Genomic DNA, 17,630 nt, shown 5'->3' on the forward strand with positions numbered 1-17,630 from the left:
ATAAAGTGGAGATGGTGGGCATTTCACCCACGTCCAGCGGGGAGGTGTGGGGTGCACACATGCTTTGTTTACAATCGCACTATGACCCGTCAGCCTAGTCCTTCAGTGTACCTTCGCACTATACCGCTGCTCTTCCGACCAACGCGAACTTGCTGTCGTTAGTCACCATGGCGAACCTTTTACTTGGTGCACCTTTCGTGCCCTTAACGTGGGGCGCTCGGCATGACACCCCATCCCTTGCCCCGTGTCGAATCCTGTCATCCCCGCATCAGCGCACGACAGTGCTCGGCGCTGAGCTTTGCGCCATTAAAATCACTTGGCGCAGATGAGTTTGCGAAGGCACGGCAATTGCCGTGCCTTCGTCTTATACCACGAACCAATCAATGGGGGGGTCGATGAAAAACCATGAAAGTCCTGAGATTACTGGCAGCCTTTTTGCGTGAAATGTCAGGCGATCCTGCGCACCGAGCTACTGGCAAGGCGCTGGCGCTATGCGCCAGGTTGCTTGTGCAGAGGATGCACATACGCCAAATGCTGCAGCTAGAGTCGCTGCCGCCCGTTGCAAGATGTAGAGGCAGCAAGGCCAACAGCAAAGCTGGCCTAGCCTGCTGTTCTGTTGAGTCTGGTGGCGACTGGTTCGCCACACTAATAAGCCGAGACCTCCCAGCATTTGCTCGGAGGGATGGTCCGATACCACCTCGGAAGCTAGAAGCCATTGGTGAGCTAATGGTCGCAGAGTGCGTGCCGGCGATGATATCCAACCTCGTTCGGAACGTATACAGGCGAACCGAGCAGCTGATACCCCTAGTTGAGAGCAATATCCTGGGAAACCGCAACCTAACACCATCACAGCGCGCCAGAGTGTTAATGTGGATGCGAAGGTGCGTGGACAGTGATGTGCATAAGGCTGCATACGCACCCTTTGCGGGGAGAGGGTTCTGGAACGCTGTCATACATGAACTTTGTATGGCGTACTCCCGGTATTATACAACCACCGAGCTGCGGGACATTACGGAATTCTACAATAGCACGGCAGGTGCCAAATACCTTAAGCATAGGCGCCTGGTTGGACTAGATGTTTTCGACAGGCTAGTCAAGAGGTGCACGCTTGCGAACATGCGCAGCCTTTACAGGAGCATACGCGCTGAGGCCATAGACATGCTGGGCGTCATAGGCTAAGATGCCCAGCTTCTACACAGAGCTACGGCAATTCATAAGTGGACATGATGTACTGTCTGCCTGCGCAGCAAGAGCTAGGCTAGGCGTTGCGTCCAGGATAGGCGACATGAAGAGGGCTGCCGGAATTCGGTCCTACGACGCAGAGCGCGAGCGCACAGTGGCACGGGAGGTAGTAGAACGCTGGAATGTGTATGGAGGTAGGCGCATAGCTCCTGCCCCGCTAAGTCTGTGGCGCTGCCTAATGATGAGTGCAAGGTCCGTAGAGCCAGAGTGCCTTGCACTGCACCTAGGCCCCATGCGCACACACAGCGAACGGGCTGCCATTATGGCGCTGCGCAAGTCGCAGCGCGTGCAGTTCGCATCCTTCGGAGAAGCATGCTCGATGGCATGTAGAGCTGGCTGTGCTATACTTCCAGTGTATAACACGCTGAGCGGTGCAGTAAGCGCTGCACTACGGGTGTGCAGCGTCCTAAGGGGGCTGCTTGCTGCGCTGTGCTCTGTGGCAGTAAAGCATGCGCCAGGCTCCTGCAGGCTCGTTGCGCATACTGCCGTGGCCCAAAAACATGCCCTATGGCAGTGTTCATCGTGGTTTTGCGATAGCAGCATGGTTGCCTCAGTAGCGCGTAGCGCCTCAGAAGCGCCAGCCATAGCTGCAGCAGCACAAGGCGCGTGTGCCATAACTACCCCGGCACTGGCTCATGCTATGGGGAGGCATGGCGCAGCGCCTGCACACAGCAGCGAAATGAACAGGACCTCCTTTGCGGTCTGCGCGCGCTGCGGAGCAGCGCGCTCCGTGATCGGAGCACGCGTTGTGGCATGGTCGCTAGATTCCAGGTGCTGCGGTGTGCGCCACGGCGCAGCGTGGCTACTCATAGCCCTAAGGCACAGCAGCACATCGCACTGCGCGCTGGTAATCGAAGCAGCCAGAGGAGGTGCGGCTTTCGCCGCACGCAGCGCGCTGCGCCAGTCCCCGGCGCAAGCTGGATGCCACGGCAAGTGAGGTCGGCACATGTTAGGATCAGGAGGCACAGGCGCGGATACACGCACGTGCCTACGTCAAAGAGCGCCTCGAACAGGGAGGTTGCCTGTGCATTTGTCTCACTCAAAGCAACCCAGCTCAGCGGCCGCACGCTGCACTCCGACGACACAGCAGTTCTACTCAACGCTGCCCGCTCCTTCGGCATTCTCGCGGAGCAGCATGGACGCTCTCTACGCCTTGGCCCAGATAAATTCCGGCTTGGGCTACTTGTCGCAGAACTATACGTTGGGAACTCAGGCACGACAGCTAGGCTGGTGTGCGCTTGCGCATGCAGAAAACCGCGCCATGCGCTGGTGCATGGGGATCCCAGGATGCACAGGAGGCCTGCGCTCGCGCTCACCGTGGGCCTTGCATCGCTTGGGGCTAAGGTGGTGCACTTGGCACGCCAAGGCTCGATGCCTACTGCGATTGGGCCAACGTGCACTCTGAAGAACTTCGCGCCCCCCATGCTGCCGATGTCCGAGTCCAGCCAGTTCGTCACTTCTGCTGTGCTCGCCAGTCATGGTATTGCACACAAAGATGCTCCAATAGCATGCGGACGGCTCACATCGTCAAGGATGTACGTTGCCTCGACTGTCGATATAATGGGGCTGTTCGGCATGTGCGCTGAGGGGCATGCGTGGAAGCGCTACGCCCACGTTCCTGCTGCCATGGACTGCGAGTATCCTGGGATCACCGATACAGACATGACATCCGCATCATACCCAACGGCGCTAGGAAGCATGGGTATGGGGATGTGGCGCATGCTCTGCGGCTCGGACCATGCGTCGCAGAGCGACGCAACCATGGCTGACGCCATGTACAGTATGGGGTGCGCCATGTGGCAGTGCAGGGAAGGAAATGCCATGTGGCGAGCTGCACGGCATTCCCCGACCCCCAGGCTGCTGTGCTGCTCTGCGCCGGATGGAGCTATGACTGCGCTGACAGTCTCGCTAGCCTTAGCCGGTGCTAGTGATGCTGTCGGAGTGCTAAGCTGGAGGTACAAGGAAACGGATAGGGTGCTGGCAATGGCCCTGGAACTGAGGAGGATGGGCGTTGCCGCGGACTGCGGCATGGGCTGCATGGCATGCTTGTCATGCGCACTTCCATGGCACGGTCGGGCGGATGTAAGCACGTACCGTGATCATAGGATAGCCATGTGCTGCTCCCTTATGCACGCAGCAGGCTGCGTAGTACGCACCAGCGGGCCGCAGTGCGTATGTAAGACATACCCCGACTACCTGCACGAATGTGCAGGTGCATAGCGCAGCGCCATCCTGTTGCTTCCGCTGCGTTAATTTTCGCAGAGGCCGAGCTGGCTGCGGCGCGTTACACCACGCCGCCCACGCAAAGGGGCGGCACAGCAGGGCACACACAATGCACGACCATATCCGGCTGCTACGTGAGTACTGTAAGTACCACGACGCAGGGCCTGGGAGCATAGTAGCAGCGAGGGTTGTGGCAATAAGCCGCAGTCACGTAGTGCTGAGGGCTGGGCTAAAGTCAGACTCGCGCGTCCCACTTGGCGAGTTCGTCTCACCTCACGGTGATAGGCTGGAGGTCAAGGTCGGGGACGTAACGTTGGCATATGTTGAGCGCGATGCAGGAGATGAGGGCACGGTGCGCCTGTCCCGGGAGAAGGCTCGGCGCAGGGTTGCCTGGGGCATACTAGATAGTGCGCATAGGACCCGTGGCACAATTATGGGAACAGTGGTCGGAAGGGTCAAGGGCGGCATGACTGCCGTAGTGAATGGCATGAGAGCGTTCCTCCCCGGCTCCCTCATAGACACCAGGCCTGTAAAGGATGCTGAGAGGTATGAGGGCAGGCGCCTCAGGTTCCATGTTATCAAGCTGGATCGGAAGCGTGGCAACGTAGTTCTATCACGCAGGTCCGTAATAGAGCGCCGGCAGGCAGAGAATAGGAACAGGCTTCTGGCATCACTCGGTGACGGCGACGTGGTGCAGGGGGTGATCAAAAATCTCACCGACTACGGAGCATTCATAGACCTAGGCGGCCTGGATGGACTGCTGCACATTACGGACATATCGTGGAGGCGCATAAGGCATCCGAGCCAGGTACTATCAGTAGGCGATCGGATAACGGTAAAGGTGCTAAAGTTCGACCGCACGAAGACGAGAGTCTCACTCGGCCTAAAGCAGTTGCATCCAGATCCTTGGGCTGGGATTATAGGACTCTATCCCGCTGGTAGCAGGGTGCGAGGAAGGGTAACTAACATAGCGGACTACGGCCTATTCGTAGAGATAGAACGCGGCATAGAGGGGCTCCTGCACGTTTCTGAAATGCACCAGAAGAGCAAGGGCACAATCTCTCTAAGGCACTTTAGGGTAGGGCAGTACGTCAATGTTACCGTGCTCGACGTTTCCAAGACCAGGAGAAGGATCAGCCTTGGCATGAAGCACGGCACGCTTAACCCATGGCTAACTTTTTACAAAGGTTTTAGAAAGAACGATAGGATGGGCGCAATCATAAGGTCGCCAGTAGATGTAGGCATACTAGTTGACTTGCCGATGGGGGTGCATGGTGTCGTGTGCATGTCAAAAGACCTGCGTCGCAGATTACTTCGGGCGCTATGCAGCGGAGGCGTAGTAGAGGCACGGGTAGTGGGCGTCGACGTGAATAGAGGCCGGATATCACTTGCATCAGGGTTCGCACTAGGGCCTCTCGGCGTGAGGATGCTAGCGCCTGGCGCTAGCATCAGGCCCGGCGCTTTCGTTCGTATGGCACCGCAAATAAGGCCATGCTGCCTTCACGTGCGTGCAGCGCACGTCGCTGCTGCCAAGGCCCAATGCGCTCTTCGCGGAGCTCACGTTGCGATAAGGCTGCTAAGTGCTATTTCGCTACGTCCTCGCTCCGTTGCATGCGCCATTCGCGACGCTATGCGCGCCAACCATGGGCTTGTTCCATGCTTGCCATAAGACTGCGCAGGAACGGCGCAAGAGGCAGGCCGGCATATCAAGTTGTAGTTATAGATTCCAGGCGCAAGAGAGATGGGGTTTTTATCTGCCGGGTTGGATCCTACAACCCAAGGCTTAAGTCGGCACACATAGATACAGCAATGCTACGCCTGTGGACTGAGCGCGGAGCGTCTCCGACGCGCACCGTTGCAAGGCTACTTCACCGGCACGCGCCAGGCTGCACACCAGCCGCACGCAATTCAGGCTCCGTATGTCTGCCCTGGCACTAAGGGTACTCGAGGCTGGAACCATGGGCGCGTCGCCTGATGTGCCGCGCCCATCTCCGAGCATAGGAGATGCTGTTTCCATTGGAGCTGCTCGCGGCGCGGGCAGAAAGGGGAATTCTTTCGAGGGCGTTGTCGTCGCACGACGTCGTAGCGCTCTGAATACATCCATCGTCGTGCGAAGGGAACATGCTGGCTTCTGTGTGTACCTTGCACTCAGACTGCACTCGCACGACGTCAGAGCGCTACGAGCAAGGAGCGGCGCATCAGGCGCCGCTCCTATGGCATGTGGCTGCAGTCCCTAGTACATGCTCGCACACCCTCCATACGGCCCTGTGGTCGTTCATAGTGTAAAGGTGGAAGTCTGACGCCCCGCGTGCTGCAAGGCTTTCGCACAGCGAGAGCGCTACGTCCGTGCCGAACTCTAGAACCGATGCGCTGCAATATCGCAGAGCCTCTAGCCTCTTGAGGATCCACGCAGGCACGTCTACCCCGGATGGAAGGATAAATCGTGACATGTAAGCATGGCTTAGCACTGGCATTATGCCAGGGGTAACGGGCAGGCTCACGCCCAGCCTCTGCAGCTCGTCCTGCAGCCTGTAGTAGGCGTCGGGGTTGTAGAAGCACTGTGTAATGGCCGAGTTTGCACCACAGCGCACCTTCCTGGCGAGCGCCCTGACATCATCGAAGACAGTGGAAGCCATGGGATGGCCGTCAGGATAAGCTGCCACGTCTATATAGAAGGCTTCACCATAAGAACGCCGCACCAGGCTCACTAGTTCAGGTGCCCCGAGTTCGCCTGGTGCGGTACCATTGTCCCCTCTTAGCAAGACTAGGTGGCGAATGCCTAGCAGCTCGTACGCTCTAAGCTCTCTTGCTAGCGCTCTAGGGCACTGACAGAACAGGACGTGCGGCGCGGTCCTTGGGAATACTCTGAGAGTGCTGGCTATAGTTTCGATATGAGCCTGCTGCCCGATCGAGGCGCTCCTGGTCACCGATACGAACCTTGGCACGAAGCGCGATAGAACCTGCTGTGCGCACATGAGCCTAATTGAGCCTGCATGGCTACGTGGAGCAAAGAACTCGAAGGAAAGGCCGGGCATAACACGCAGCGCACACCTGACTGGACTCGAACCAGCAACATTTACCACCGGAGGTAAAACTCTCACCAAATTGAGTTACAGGTGCACTGCTGTCTCTTGGGTAATGTTGGGGTCGAACCAACTGCCGCTACCCTGTCGTAGTAGCGCTCTACCGCTGAGCTAATTACCCTAGGCTGAGCCAGCAAACCCGAAAAGGTTGTCATCCATACGGTGCAGAACGAACTGCCTCACCCTAAGCGCAGAGAGATCTAGCCTTAGCTCGTTGATTAGTACCGTCTGTCGGTGCGCCCAAGCGCTCCATGCGCTTACCGTGGAGTTCTTGAAGGCAGCAACGCCATGCCGAGCCCTGATGGTCGGGCTTTTGAGCATCTGCCTCAGCTATGGAGCAGCACGCCAAGCGCAGAGCGCGCGGCCATGCTTTGCGCCCAGGGCAGTCCAATAGCGCAAATGGTGCATCCCGTCCTAGCTAGCGCTGCGCTTGGCACATTTGCACTTTTGCTAGAGGCCCATAGCACGCGCCGTTTCTCGTAGTAGCTGTGCACGCATCGCGCCATGCGCTGTAGTAATGAATGCAATGCGCTTGGCAAAAGCTCCAAGGCTGTGCGGCATAGCGCGAGACGTAGGTAGGCTGCGGCGTTGGCAAGCTCTGAATCTGGCCAGCCTTGCCGCATGCCCGGCCCCCCCACAGCATGCCGTTGCGTGCGAGAACCCTGCCTGCCCTGGAGCATGCATACAGCGCGTAGCGTAGACTGTAGCATGCGGTGTATCTCCACAGCACGTTGCAATCCTGCTCCGTGATGGCGAGCAGGCCATGCGCATCCTAAGCGCGCGCCAGTCCTGCAATAGCCGTGCCCTTGAGCAGTGCAGTATGGGGTAGCGTTGTGCCGAGCCTCTTAGCCATCTTGACCGCTGCGCCGTTCCTTACGAGCCGCACCATCTTGTGTAGGATGTATGCTGGGTAGTTTGCTGGCTGCCTGAGGCTGAGCATGTGCCGTGATGCTCTTATCGATGCGGCTGTCCCAAGGTAGTCGTGGCCCATATATATCTATGGCGTGCACGTAGCGCCCACTTGGAAACGTGGTACAGCAAGTCAGATAGGAAGTAAGGACACCCTCCCACAGACCGTACGCGCAACCTCACCGAACGCTGCAGTACGTAGGCTGGTGGTAGGCGTAGCACTTCCTAAGCATGAAGTCTATGGTGGCAACGGGGGGCGCAGCTAGCGTATAGGCGAGTCTCCCTAGTGCATGCTTCTAACCTGGCGCAGATCATGTCCAGGCAAACCGCCTGGTGCGAGTTTGCCAGGTTCGAAGCGCCGTAGCGTGCACAGCTGTTGCTCCAACATCCTACCCCGGTCGTTGTAGTAGAACTCCCTGCAAACGATTGCGCCGATAGCTCGAAGCGTGCACGCTGTGCAGCGATTATCCGATGGATGCCTGCATTGCATGCCCCCTGCGCGCAGTGGGCCTGTTGGGTTTTTCGGACACTACTCAACGTTGATGGCAACGGCGGACTCTGCGCGCAGCAAATGCGCGCTGCATGCTCAGCTCTTGGCCCACTGTGTTGCGGTAGGCCTTGGCGCTACCCATCCATTCCACCCACGCCGCCATGCACAGGCTGCGCGGTAGCTGCTTCCTCCCTCTTTGGCGAGTCGCACACTGCAACGTCGGTGGTTAGCATGAGCCCGGCTACCGATGCAGCGTTCTGTAGCGCGGATCGAGTTACCTTGGTCGGATCTACCACGCCGGCGTCCATGAGATCGCCATAGACGCTAGTTGCTGCGTTGTAGCCATAGCTGATGCTCTTGCCGCTTGCTACTGAGGAAGCTACCACGCTTGCCTCCGAGCCACCGTTTGCCACTATCTGCCGCAGTGGTTCCTCCATGGCCCTGAGGACTATCCGAATGCCAGCGTCCTGGTCTGGATTTTCGCCGCGCAGGTTGGATATGGCGTTGCGCGCTCTGATTAGTGCTACGCCTCCGCCTGGTACTATGCCCTCCTCTACAGCAGCGCGCGTTGCGTGAAGAGCATCTTCTACCCTTGCCTTCTTCTCCTTCATCTCAACCTCAGTGGCTGCGCCTACCCTGATGACAGCGACCCCGCCTGCCAGCTTGGCAACACGCTCCTGTAGCTTCTCCTTATCGTAGTCGGATGCTGCCTCCTCAATCTGAAGGCGTATGTGCTTTATGCGGGCGTTTATTGCCTTGGCATCTCCGGCGCCATCTATTATGGTGGTTGTGTCCTTTGCAACCTCGGCCCTCTTGGCCTGGCCTAGCTCGGGGAGCGAGACCTTATCTAGTGATAGCCCAGTCTCCTCTGATATAACATGTCCACCCGTAAGGATGGCGAGGTCCTGCAGCATGGCCTTCCTTCTATCGCCGAAGCCGGGTGCCTTGACTGCTGCAGCCTTCAATATGCCCCTAGCGTTGTTAACAACTAGCGTAGCGAGCGCCTCGCCTTCGACATCCTCAGCCACTATCAGGAGGGGGCGTCCTGCCTTCGCTACCCTCTCCATGATTGGTAGAAGGTCGCGGATGCTTGCTACCTTCTTTTCGCACAGCAGGACGTAGGGGCTATCTAGCACTGCAACCTGCCTGTCTTGGTTGTTTATGAAGTAGGGTGAGATGTAGCCTCTGTCGAACTGCATGCCCTCGACCACCTCTAGCTCATCCGCGAGCGACTTACCATCCTCGACAGTTATGACGCCCTCCTTGCCCACCTTGTTCATGGCATCTGCGATCATCTGGCCAACGGTACGGTCGTTGTTTGCAGATACACTGCCTACCTGCGCTATTTCCTTCCCAGTGGTGCATGGCCTGCTGATCTTCTTGAGCTCCATTACTGCAGAAGATACCGCCTGGTCGATGCCCCGCTTGATGTCCATAGGGTTGACGCCAGAGGCAACGTAGCGCATTCCCTCGCGTACTATGGACTGTGCCAGTACGGTGGCTGTCGTTGTGCCATCGCCTGCGTTGTCGCTCGTTTTTGCTGCCACCTCCTTCACCATCTGGGCTCCCATGTTCTGCATCCTATCCCTCAGCTCTATGTCCTTAGCCACCGTTACGCCGTCCTTCGTTACGGCCGGGCTGCCATAGCTTCTCTCGAGGACCACGTTTCTACCCTTGGGGCCAAGCGTTACCTTAACGGCATCCGCCAGCGTTTTAACGCCCTCCATGAGCCTCAATCTAGCACAGTCGCCGAATATGACGTCTTTTGCGGGCATGGGTTACCTACACGGTGTTGTTAGTGCCAGCGTTTGCGTGGGCTACTCTATCACGGCAACGATGTCCTCCTCCCTCATAACCATCAGGTCCTCATCTTCAACCTTGATAGACTGTCCAGCATACTTGCCGAACAGTACCCTATCGCCCAGCCTTAATTCAATGGGCACCCTGGCACCTGCGCTGTCCTTTTTACCAGGGCCTAAGGCTACTACTGTGCCCTGGTCTTGCTTCTCAGCAGCAGTGTCCGGTATTACTATTCCGCATGGCGTCTTGGTCTCGTCCTCCGACCTCTTTACCACTACCCTATCCCCCAATGGGCGTATCTTGCTCATGGCATGCCTCCATTGTTAGCCCAGGCATCGGAGCACCGCGCCTGCGGATTATGACCCCGCCGCTCTGCCTCTGAGCAGTATGACGGATGGTTGCTCTAAAGAACCGCTGGGCTGCTCTTGCGGCGTAGACTTTGTTCATCTTAGGATGCACTCTGAGTACTCTATGCACGACGGCATGGTCAGAGTAGAGGACGCGGTGCGCGCAGCGAGGGCTGACATGCAGTGCGCGTTGGCGCTAACAGACCTAAACAACGTCTGCGGCGCGGTTAAGTTCTACAAGGCTGCCGTAAGGTCAGGCTTAAAGCCCATAGTGGGATGCCACCTGCTACTACGAGGGGCGTTCGGCGATACTTCGTCCGTGCTAGCCCTGGCCAGAAGCTGCGGAGGGTATCGCAACATGTGCAGGATACTCACAGCGGCCTGGGCAAATGCTGCGACGTGCGTTGAGGCTCGTGTTGACATGCGCTGGCTTGCAGCATGCCCACGCATCCTAAATGGCATAGTTGTTCTTTCTGGAGCGCTTGACGGCCCAATCGGCCGCCATATCATCGCCGGCAACTCTAGCGCAGCACGGCGCTCAGTGGATGATTGGCTCACAATGACCCAGGGTTCCTTCTACCTAGAGCTGCAACGGTGTGGGCATAGCGGCACTGAGGCTTACGTACATAGAGCCCTAGAGCTATCAATGTACGCAAAGGTTCCAGTGGTAGCAACGCATCCCATACAGTTCATGACGCCATCAGACTACCCGTTGCATTGCGTTCGCTGTGGCATGGCTGCTGGGGCGCTTGGAGCAGGCGCTACGGGAATGTTTACAAGGGAACAGCACTTCAAGAGCAGGGAGAGCATGTCGAGGATTTTCAGAGACATACCCTCTGCCATCTCGAACACCAGCGCCATAGCGAGGATGTGCAACCTGCACATGGATATTGGTAGGCTAAGGCGACCAGTGTTTGCCTGTTGCTCCCCTTGCAATGAGGCATCAGCGCTAGCAGGCACGCTTGGCTCAGGCATCCGCCTTCACATGAAGTCTGGTAGGATGCCCCGCTGCACATGCCAGCGTCGTGAGTATGCTGCTAGGATTAGGGAGGAGTACAGGATAGTCGCTGGCATGGGCTTCTGCGGTTACTTCCTCATAGTGGCTGATTTCGTGGGATGGGCCAGGGCTCGTGGCATACCAGTGGGTACTGGCAGGGGGTCGGGTGCCGGATCTCTCATGGCATTTATGCTCGGCATAACGGACATAGACCCCATAGAGCACGGGCTGCTATTCGAGCGTTTCCTGAACCCCGAGCGCGTTACGATGCCAGATATCGACATCGACTTCTGCCAGGAGGGCAGGGACAGGGTCGTGCAGTACGTCAGGCAGCGCTATGGCAACGGCTGCGTGGCTCAGATCACCACCTTCGGCACTATGGCAGCCCGTGCTGCGGTGCGTGAAGCTGCGCGGGCAATGGGCGTAAGCTATACCTTGGCCGACAGCATTGCCAGGCTGGTGCCGATCAAGCCTTGCGCTAGGGTCACGATACCTCACAGCCTCAAGGAGGTGCGCATGCTGCGGGACAGGTATGCTTCCGAGGGAGACGTGAGACTCCTTATTGACACAGCTTCCAGGATGGAAGGGCTGGTGAGGAACATGGCGGTGCATGCCGGGGGCGTCATAATATCGCCAGCAGACATACAAGACCTGTGCCCGCTGTACCAGCAGGCTGGCAGCATTGTTCCAGTAAGCCAGCTGGACAAGGACGATGCAGAGTCTCTTGGACTGGTGAAGTTCGACTTCCTGGGGCTTACGACGCTCACCATACTCAACTACGCAGCACGCTGCGTAGTTGGCACAGGGCGCGCTGTAAGCAAGCACGCCCTGTGCGGCCCACCGTGCGATAGCGCAACCTTCGGCCTGCTGCAGGCTGCAGATACTGTGGCGATCTTCCAGCTAGAGGGCATAGGCATGCAGGAGGCGCTTAGGATCACTGTACCTGACAGGCTGGGAGACATAATAGCGCTGATATCACTGTACAGGCCTGGCCCCATGCACCTGGTGCGCAGCTACTGCAGGCGCAAGCATGGCGTCGAGGCAGCTGGCGTGGTGGACGAACGCCTGATGCCTATCCTTGGTGAGACTTACGGCATTATGGTGTACCAGGAGCAGGTAATGAGGATAGCTCAGGCAATGGGTGGATACACCCCAGGTGAAGCTGACCTGCTACGTCGAGTGATGAGCAGGAAGCAGCCCATGGATATGGCAGCGCATAGGATATCATTCGTAAGCGGGGCAGCAAGGCAAGGCATAGGAGGATCAAGCGCTGTGGCGGTCTTCCAGCATATGGAGAAGTTTGCCAGCTACGGGTTCAACAAGTCGCACGCAGCAGCCTATGCCACCATGTCCTACCAGACTGCCTGGGTAAAGGCACGCCATCCCGTAGAGTTCATGGCGTCTAACATGAGCTGGTCTCTTGGAGATTACGACAGGCTCAGGCTGCTGCGTATAGACTGCGCGCGACGTGGCGTTCCGCTCAGAGCCCCTGACGTCAACAGGCCATCCTATAGGTTCACTCCAATCACTTGCTATGGTAGCGAAGGGCATGGTTACATAGTGTACGGTTTAGGTGCAATTAAGTGCGGCGGTGAGGCTGTGCTGCGAGACATTGCCAGGTGCAGGGAGGATAGGCCGTTCAGAAGCCTGTATGACTTCCTTGCACGCATCAACAGTAGGATCGTCAAGAGGAGCGCTGTGGAATGCCTGATTAAGGCCGGGGCATTCCACTGCTGTCACTGTTGCCCCAGGGCGCACATGCTGGCCGCACTGCCTGCCGCTATGCGCGATCGCCATGAGCCTACCGCGCTGCTGTGGCGCATTCAGCACCCCACCAGCGCAGCTTGCCTGGTAGCGCCAGGCGCGTGGCGCTTTGCTGTGCAGCACGAGAGGGAGGCGCTGGGCTACTACTTCTCGATCCACCCATTCAGCAGGTGCAGGGGTGCGGCAAGGGCTATTGCTACCATGGGCCTCGACGCCATAAGGCGACGCGCGCGCTCGCATGCCATTATCACCATGTGCGGCGTAGCTTTAAGCATGGGGGCAAGGTCTGGCCCAGAGGGGCATAGCGCCATGGTTGTCATAGAGGATGACACAGATCGCTGTCCCGTATACTGCGCTACGCGCTACGTCACAGTCCCTGTCTTGATTAGAAGCCCGCTGGTAGTAACTGGCCGGGTTTACCTTTCTAAGGATAGGGAGAGGCTGAGCGTGACTGCTATGAGGCTGGGGGGTACCTACACGGGCGCAATGTTAGACCGGGCTCCCGTGCAGGGCATCTATCGCATACCTTAGCCTCATATCTGGCGTCATGATGCAGATTATGGCGCCCGGGCAGGCAATGGTGCACCACTCTGACCTTGGCTCTATGTCAGCGGCGACATTGCTGTAGATGTCCTTGGCATACCGCGCCACGCCTATGGCAACGTGCCTGACGTGCACAGGCTGCGTTGCCTGCGATACTATTACGTACTCATAACCTAGCCTGTGCCCTGCGTACACCCTGGTGTTCGTGCCGCCGAGGCTATCTATTACACCCTTAATGCCTTGCGGTATGCCGCAAGGCACGCACGCAATTGCGTGCGTGCCAGCAATTTCTAATATTTTTCCACTACGTGCGCCACGCGCAGAGGGCACGTGCTTCATGCTTGCGGTTCGCTTGTACTGATATGGACTCTGAGTAGCATGGTCATACTCCTGTTGTGGGGATATCCTGGTGGCTCAGTGCTGGGGTTGTACGACGAGATATATAGGTGTGGCCTTTTGAGGCACATGCCAGTAAGGTGCGAGCAGGCTGCAGCTCATGCTGCCTGCTCATCCTATGCCTCAACGCGAGTCCTAGGCGCGTTCCTTGTCACTTCTGGCCCAGGAATAACCAACGCCATAACTGGCATAGCAACGGCGCATGCAGACTCGGTGCCTGTGCTGGCAATAAGCGGGCAGGTGCCATTGGCAAGCATGGGGAGGGGTTCGTTTCAGGAATGCGATGCTGTAGGGCTCGCATCGCCGTGCACCAAGGGCTGCTATAGCCTGCGCAGGGTGCTTGACATAAGGAGGGCGGCATGGGAGGCTAGCCTTGTTGCCGTAACGAACAGACCATCACCAGTTATCCTTGATTTACCGAAGGATGTGTCAAAGATAACCCTGCCCTGCGCTACTGCAGGAGGTCTGAGGCATAGGCCCAACCACACCGCACCACAGGATGTTTGGTCAGAGCCATGTTTGTACGTTCATGCCCATAGGGCGGCAAGGTATTTATCCACTTCTGCAAGACCGCTGGCTTACGTAGGGGGGGGGGCTGCGCACAGCGCGCAAAGGCTTGCACATATTGCTGGGGCTGCCTGCATGCCAGTTGCAGGGAGTCTGATGGGACTCGATGCCATACCTACTCGTGGCTCCGTAGGCTTGGTAGGAATGTATGGCCGTCTGGGTGCAAACCTGGCGTTGCAGTACTGCGACATGGTGTTGGCAATGGGGGCACGTTTCCATGACCGGGTTGTGACAAGCCCAGCACGGCTTGCATGGCGAGGCAGGGTTGTAGTATCTGTTAACGTAACTAGCTCACTGACTCGGGACGTAGGCGTATCGCACATGGCAATGGCTAATTTAGAGCACTTCCTAGGCACGCTGTGCAGGTTGCTCTCTTCCAGGGGCGCACTTAATGGATGGTCTGTGCGCCCCTGGAACATCCTACTACGGAGCTGGCGCATACACCAGAGGCATTGCCGAATTGGATACACCCTATATGGCAACATGTTCCGACGCGCAGTGATCGGAGCTTGCGCAGTTTGCTGCGACGTAGGGCAGCATCAAATGTGGGCAGCCCAATACCACACGGCGGGCATCACTGCGCGTCGGAGAAACTCAGGCGGCCTAGGTACCATGGGATGCGGCTTACCATTTGCCATGAGCGCACAGACTCTGTCGCATGGTCTGCACTCCGTGTGCATTACTGGAGATGGATCATTGCAGATGAGCATGCACGAGCTCCCAACGCTGCGTGCCATGGGTGCCAGGGTTATGGTCATCGTGCTAAACAATGGCAGCCTGGGCATGGTGCGTCAGTGGCAGCAAGTAGAGCACTGCGGCAGGTACTCGCAGTCGACTTCGGCAAGGTTTGCATGCGCCTCTGCCATTGCCTCGCAGCATGGTCATGTGGGGGTGGATGTGCATGGGCCAGCCCATGCCTTCGCCGCCTTTGCTGAGTCTAGGAGCAGCGTACGGCACACTGCGCTACTTAACGTGCGGCACAGTAGCCATGAGTGCGTTTGGCCAATGGTGCAAGGTGGTAGGAGCATTACTAACATGATGACCAGCTCTAGGGATATCAACTAGCTACGGAGGCGTTGTGAGGGTTCTTTACGAGCGCGATGGAGATTTGTCCGTCATTAGAGAAAGGGTTGTGGCAGTTGTGGGATATGGCTCCCAAGGCCGGGCTCATGCAATGAACCTACGGGATAGTGGAGTTGAGGTAGTGATTGGCCTCAGGCCGGGGCCTTCCTTCGATGCGGCAATGAGCGATGGCTTCATGCCAAGAAGCGTACCGGATGCAGTGAGTATGGCAGATGTTGCCATGATGCTTACGCCCGACGAGTGCATGGCTGACGTTTATGCCAAGGCAGTTAGGGATAACCTAAGGCCAGGGGCCTCGGTTGCTTTCGCTCATGGTTTTAACGTTTGCTACAACCAGATACCAATAGGCAAGGGGGTCGGTGCATTCATGGCAGCACCGAAGGCACCGGGCCACATGGTAAGGGAGACGTACATAGCTGGTTGGGGGACGCCTCACCTTGTGGCAGCTCATCCACAGTGCGAGAACCTCAGGGCGCTCGCGGTGTCTTATGCTATAGCTAACGGCGGTGGTGCTGCTGGCATCATTGAGACGACGTTCGTTGATGAGACGGAGACGGACCTATTCGGTGAGCAGGCAGTCCTGTGCGGCGGTCTTGTAGAGCTGATCAGGGCAGGCTTCGATACTCTGGTTAGCTCGGGGTATGAGCCTGAGCTGGCGTACTTCGAGTGTATGCACGAAATGAAGCTAATAGTAGACATCATGAACCGAGGAGGAGTGGCTGCGCTCAACGAATCCATATCGAACAACGCTGAGTATGGTGAGTACGTATCTGGCCCAAGGGTAATAGGGACGGCCGTGCGCAGTGCTATGAGGCGAGTACTTAACGACATTCGTACCGGCAGGTATGCTAAGGACTTCATCATGGAGGGCAGGTCCAACTCACCCACTCTCACGGCATGCCGTAGGGCAGTGTCAGTCCATCCCATGGAGGCAGTGGGGTCGAGGCTGAGGTCCCGCATGACCTGCGCACATGGCGCGTAGCATTCGTAGGCGCATCGCCATCCTGGACACTACGCTCAGGGATGGCGAGCAGGCTCCGGGCATCCTAATGGGGCCCGATGCTAAGGCCGAGATTTCCAGGCGGCTGGAGCTAGCGGGCGTGGATGTCGTCGAGGCAGGTTTTGCAGCAAGCTCATCCACTGATTTTGATGCAATCCGTAGCATATCTTGCTGCGTACGGGGTTGCGTGGTGTGCTCGCTAGCTCGAGCTGTTGGGCATGATGTCAGGAAGGCAGCCAAGGCTCTCGAGTTCGCTCGGCACCCTAGGATCCATGTTTTCATAGGGTCATCAAGGTTGCACATGAAGGAAAAGCTAAGGATGCATCCACTGGATGTGGTTGACAAGGCTGCGGCGATGGTACGGCTGGCCAGGGCATATTGTGACGACGTTGAGTTTTCACCAGAGGACTCCTGTAGGGCGGATCCTGCGTTCCTATGCAGCCTGGCTCGTGCGGCCGTAGAAGCTGGCGCCACAGTAGTTAACGTAACTGACACTGTTGGCCATGGAATCCCGGAGCAGCTTAGCGACGTTGCTGGTATGCTATGCCGCTCTGTACCAATATCTGACCAGGTCACGCTTTCTGTGCATTGCCATAACGACGTTGGACTGGCTCTCGCTAACACTATGGCAGCAATAGCATGCGGCGCGGGACAGGCGGAGTGCACTGTGACTGGCATAGGAGAGAGGGCTGGGAACGCTGCACTTGAGGAGGTCGTGGTTGCCGCTGGGCTCGATAGATCGGGCGCTGGGATGGACGTGAGTGCAGACTCGAGGCACATGAGATCCATTGCACAGCTTGCGTCCGCTATTGCACGACGGCGTTTGCATGCAACTAAGCCTGTGGTTGGATGCCATGCCTTCGCACACGCCTCAGGCATACACCAGGACGGCGTAATAAAGAACCGCAGGACATACGAGGCACTAAGGGCTGAGGACGTTGGTGGGAGAGGCGGTAGCATAGTGCTAGGGAAGCTTTCCGGTGCGCATGCACTGAGAGATAGGCTCGAAGGCGGTGGGGTCACACTCGGTGCAATGGGGAGCCATAGGCTAGCTACTATGATGAAGAGGCTAGCCTGCAATTTACCAGTAGTATATGGCTCCGCACTTGCTGCGCTCCATGCCATTGCATCCCGTCCTAGCTAGCGCTGAGCCGGCTCTCTGTGGCGGCTCGCTGAGGCATGGCTT

16 protein-coding genes, 2 tRNA genes and 1 other RNA gene are annotated in these 17,630 nt (G+C 57.6%); 10 read left to right on the top strand and 9 right to left on the bottom strand.

Going from position 1 to position 17,630, the window contains the following annotated elements; all coding sequences use genetic code 11:
• Nucleotides 1–3: 3 nt before the first annotated feature.
• Nucleotides 4–265, bottom strand: a transfer-messenger RNA (tmRNA) gene (ssrA, locus tag BC380_RS00305).
• 461 nt (nucleotides 266–726) lie between these two features.
• Here ssrA and BC380_RS01035 point away from each other — a divergent pair.
• The 6 genes from BC380_RS01035 (at nucleotide 727) to BC380_RS01170 (ending at nucleotide 5,702) form a co-directional block, all read left to right on the top strand.
• On the top strand, nucleotides 727–1,179 hold the full coding sequence (locus BC380_RS01035; protein ID WP_187148774.1) for a DUF2059 domain-containing protein: 453 nt from the start codon (nucleotides 727–729) through the stop codon (nucleotides 1,177–1,179).
• Nucleotides 1,180–1,474: 295 nt separating this feature from the next.
• A complete protein-coding gene (locus tag BC380_RS01160) occupies nucleotides 1,475–2,179 on the top strand; it encodes a prephenate dehydratase domain-containing protein (RefSeq protein ID WP_187148775.1) in 705 nt (234 codons plus the stop codon).
• Nucleotides 2,164–3,462: a hypothetical protein gene (locus BC380_RS01165; protein WP_420885278.1), complete on the top strand. Its 1,299-nt coding sequence runs from the start codon at nucleotides 2,164–2,166 to the stop codon at nucleotides 3,460–3,462. The genes BC380_RS01160 and BC380_RS01165 overlap by 16 nt, the downstream gene beginning before the upstream one ends.
• A 112-nt stretch (nucleotides 3,463–3,574) precedes the next feature.
• A complete protein-coding gene (locus BC380_RS00325; protein WP_148702229.1) occupies nucleotides 3,575–5,134 on the top strand; it encodes a S1 RNA-binding domain-containing protein in 1,560 nt (519 codons plus the stop codon).
• The gene (gene rpsP / locus BC380_RS00330; protein ID WP_075047655.1) at nucleotides 5,122–5,403 is read left to right on the top strand and encodes a 30S ribosomal protein S16; all 282 of its coding nucleotides are present in this window, start codon (nucleotides 5,122–5,124) and stop codon (nucleotides 5,401–5,403) included. The genes BC380_RS00325 and rpsP overlap by 13 nt, the downstream gene beginning before the upstream one ends.
• Nucleotides 5,404–5,423: 20 nt before the next feature.
• Nucleotides 5,424–5,702, top strand: coding sequence for a 50S ribosomal protein L19 (locus BC380_RS01170; RefSeq protein ID WP_420885281.1), 279 nt, complete (start codon nucleotides 5,424–5,426; stop codon nucleotides 5,700–5,702).
• Here BC380_RS01170 and BC380_RS00340 read toward each other — a convergent pair.
• From BC380_RS00340 to BC380_RS00380, 7 genes are all read right to left on the bottom strand, one after another.
• On the bottom strand, nucleotides 5,664–6,500 hold the full coding sequence (locus BC380_RS00340; protein ID WP_075047657.1) for a methylenetetrahydrofolate reductase: 837 nt from the start codon (nucleotides 6,498–6,500) through the stop codon (nucleotides 5,664–5,666). The genes BC380_RS01170 and BC380_RS00340 overlap by 39 nt on opposite strands.
• An 11-nt stretch (nucleotides 6,501–6,511) precedes the next feature.
• Nucleotides 6,512–6,585 (bottom strand) — tRNA-OTHER (locus BC380_RS00345).
• Nucleotides 6,586–6,597: 12 nt separating this feature from the next.
• Nucleotides 6,598–6,669: transfer RNA gene (locus tag BC380_RS00350), tRNA-Ser, on the bottom strand.
• Entirely contained in the window at nucleotides 6,669–6,869 is a 201-nt protein-coding gene (locus BC380_RS01175) for a Fe(2+)-trafficking protein (RefSeq protein WP_075047658.1), read from the bottom strand. Before BC380_RS01175 ends, BC380_RS00350 begins: the two co-directional genes overlap by 1 nt.
• A 451-nt stretch (nucleotides 6,870–7,320) precedes the next feature.
• Nucleotides 7,321–7,539 carry a hypothetical protein gene (locus BC380_RS00365; RefSeq protein WP_075047660.1) on the bottom strand — a complete coding sequence of 73 codons (219 nt, stop codon included), beginning with the start codon at nucleotides 7,537–7,539 and terminating at the stop codon, nucleotides 7,321–7,323.
• Between the two features lie 542 nt (nucleotides 7,540–8,081).
• Nucleotides 8,082–9,722, bottom strand: a complete 1,641-nt coding sequence (groL, locus tag BC380_RS00375; protein WP_075047662.1) for a chaperonin GroEL — start codon at nucleotides 9,720–9,722, stop codon at nucleotides 8,082–8,084.
• A 42-nt stretch (nucleotides 9,723–9,764) separates the two neighbouring features.
• Complete coding sequence (locus BC380_RS00380) at nucleotides 9,765–10,055, bottom strand: co-chaperone GroES (protein ID WP_075047663.1); 291 nt, start codon at nucleotides 10,053–10,055, stop codon at nucleotides 9,765–9,767.
• Between the two features lie 79 nt (nucleotides 10,056–10,134).
• Between BC380_RS00380 and dnaE the strand changes: the two genes are divergently transcribed.
• Nucleotides 10,135–13,386: a DNA polymerase III subunit alpha gene (gene dnaE / locus BC380_RS00385; RefSeq protein WP_075047664.1), complete on the top strand. Its 3,252-nt coding sequence runs from the start codon at nucleotides 10,135–10,137 to the stop codon at nucleotides 13,384–13,386.
• Here the strand turns inward: dnaE and BC380_RS00390 are convergent.
• Nucleotides 13,345–13,737, bottom strand: coding sequence for an RsfS/YbeB/iojap family protein (locus BC380_RS00390; protein WP_075047665.1), 393 nt, complete (start codon nucleotides 13,735–13,737; stop codon nucleotides 13,345–13,347). The two genes, dnaE and BC380_RS00390, sit on opposite strands and share 42 nt — an antisense overlap.
• Here BC380_RS00390 and BC380_RS01180 point away from each other — a divergent pair.
• From BC380_RS01180 to BC380_RS00405, 3 genes are read left to right on the top strand one after another with little or no spacing between them, the layout of a single operon-like run.
• Nucleotides 13,729–15,426, top strand: coding sequence for a thiamine pyrophosphate-dependent enzyme (locus tag BC380_RS01180; protein WP_420885279.1), 1,698 nt, complete (start codon nucleotides 13,729–13,731; stop codon nucleotides 15,424–15,426). The genes BC380_RS00390 and BC380_RS01180 overlap by 9 nt on opposite strands.
• Before the next feature lie 13 nt (nucleotides 15,427–15,439).
• The gene (gene ilvC, locus BC380_RS00400) at nucleotides 15,440–16,426 is read left to right on the top strand and encodes a ketol-acid reductoisomerase (protein ID WP_075047667.1); all 987 of its coding nucleotides are present in this window, start codon (nucleotides 15,440–15,442) and stop codon (nucleotides 16,424–16,426) included.
• A complete protein-coding gene (locus BC380_RS00405) occupies nucleotides 16,416–17,588 on the top strand; it encodes a homocitrate synthase/isopropylmalate synthase family protein (RefSeq protein WP_075047668.1) in 1,173 nt (390 codons plus the stop codon). Before ilvC ends, BC380_RS00405 begins: the two co-directional genes overlap by 11 nt.
• Nucleotides 17,589–17,630 lie beyond the last annotated feature (42 nt).

The organism is Candidatus Tremblayella princeps, from assembly GCF_900080145.1.

Excerpts from the sequence above, each read along its gene's own strand:
- BC380_RS01035 (WP_187148774.1), top strand. The coding sequence starts at position 727 with ATGGTCGCAGAGTGCGTGCCGGCGATGATATCCAACCTCGTTCGGAAC.
- BC380_RS01160 (WP_187148775.1), top strand. The coding sequence starts at position 1,475 with ATGCGCACACACAGCGAACGGGCTGCCATTATGGCGCTGCGCAAGTCG.
- BC380_RS01165 (WP_420885278.1), top strand. The coding sequence starts at position 2,164 with ATGCCACGGCAAGTGAGGTCGGCACATGTTAGGATCAGGAGGCACAGG.
- BC380_RS00325 (WP_148702229.1), top strand. The coding sequence starts at position 3,575 with ATGCACGACCATATCCGGCTGCTACGTGAGTACTGTAAGTACCACGAC.
- rpsP (WP_075047655.1), top strand. The coding sequence starts at position 5,122 with ATGCTTGCCATAAGACTGCGCAGGAACGGCGCAAGAGGCAGGCCGGCA.
- BC380_RS01170 (WP_420885281.1), top strand. The coding sequence starts at position 5,424 with ATGGGCGCGTCGCCTGATGTGCCGCGCCCATCTCCGAGCATAGGAGAT.
- BC380_RS00340 (WP_075047657.1), bottom strand. The coding sequence starts at position 6,500 with ATGCCCGGCCTTTCCTTCGAGTTCTTTGCTCCACGTAGCCATGCAGGC.
- BC380_RS01175 (WP_075047658.1), bottom strand. The coding sequence starts at position 6,869 with ATGCTCAAAAGCCCGACCATCAGGGCTCGGCATGGCGTTGCTGCCTTC.
- BC380_RS00365 (WP_075047660.1), bottom strand. The coding sequence starts at position 7,539 with ATGGGCCACGACTACCTTGGGACAGCCGCATCGATAAGAGCATCACGG.
- groL (WP_075047662.1), bottom strand. The coding sequence starts at position 9,722 with ATGCCCGCAAAAGACGTCATATTCGGCGACTGTGCTAGATTGAGGCTC.
- BC380_RS00380 (WP_075047663.1), bottom strand. The coding sequence starts at position 10,055 with ATGAGCAAGATACGCCCATTGGGGGATAGGGTAGTGGTAAAGAGGTCG.
- dnaE (WP_075047664.1), top strand. The coding sequence starts at position 10,135 with ATGACGGATGGTTGCTCTAAAGAACCGCTGGGCTGCTCTTGCGGCGTA.
- BC380_RS00390 (WP_075047665.1), bottom strand. The coding sequence starts at position 13,737 with ATGAAGCACGTGCCCTCTGCGCGTGGCGCACGTAGTGGAAAAATATTA.
- BC380_RS00405 (WP_075047668.1), top strand. The coding sequence starts at position 16,416 with ATGGCGCGTAGCATTCGTAGGCGCATCGCCATCCTGGACACTACGCTC.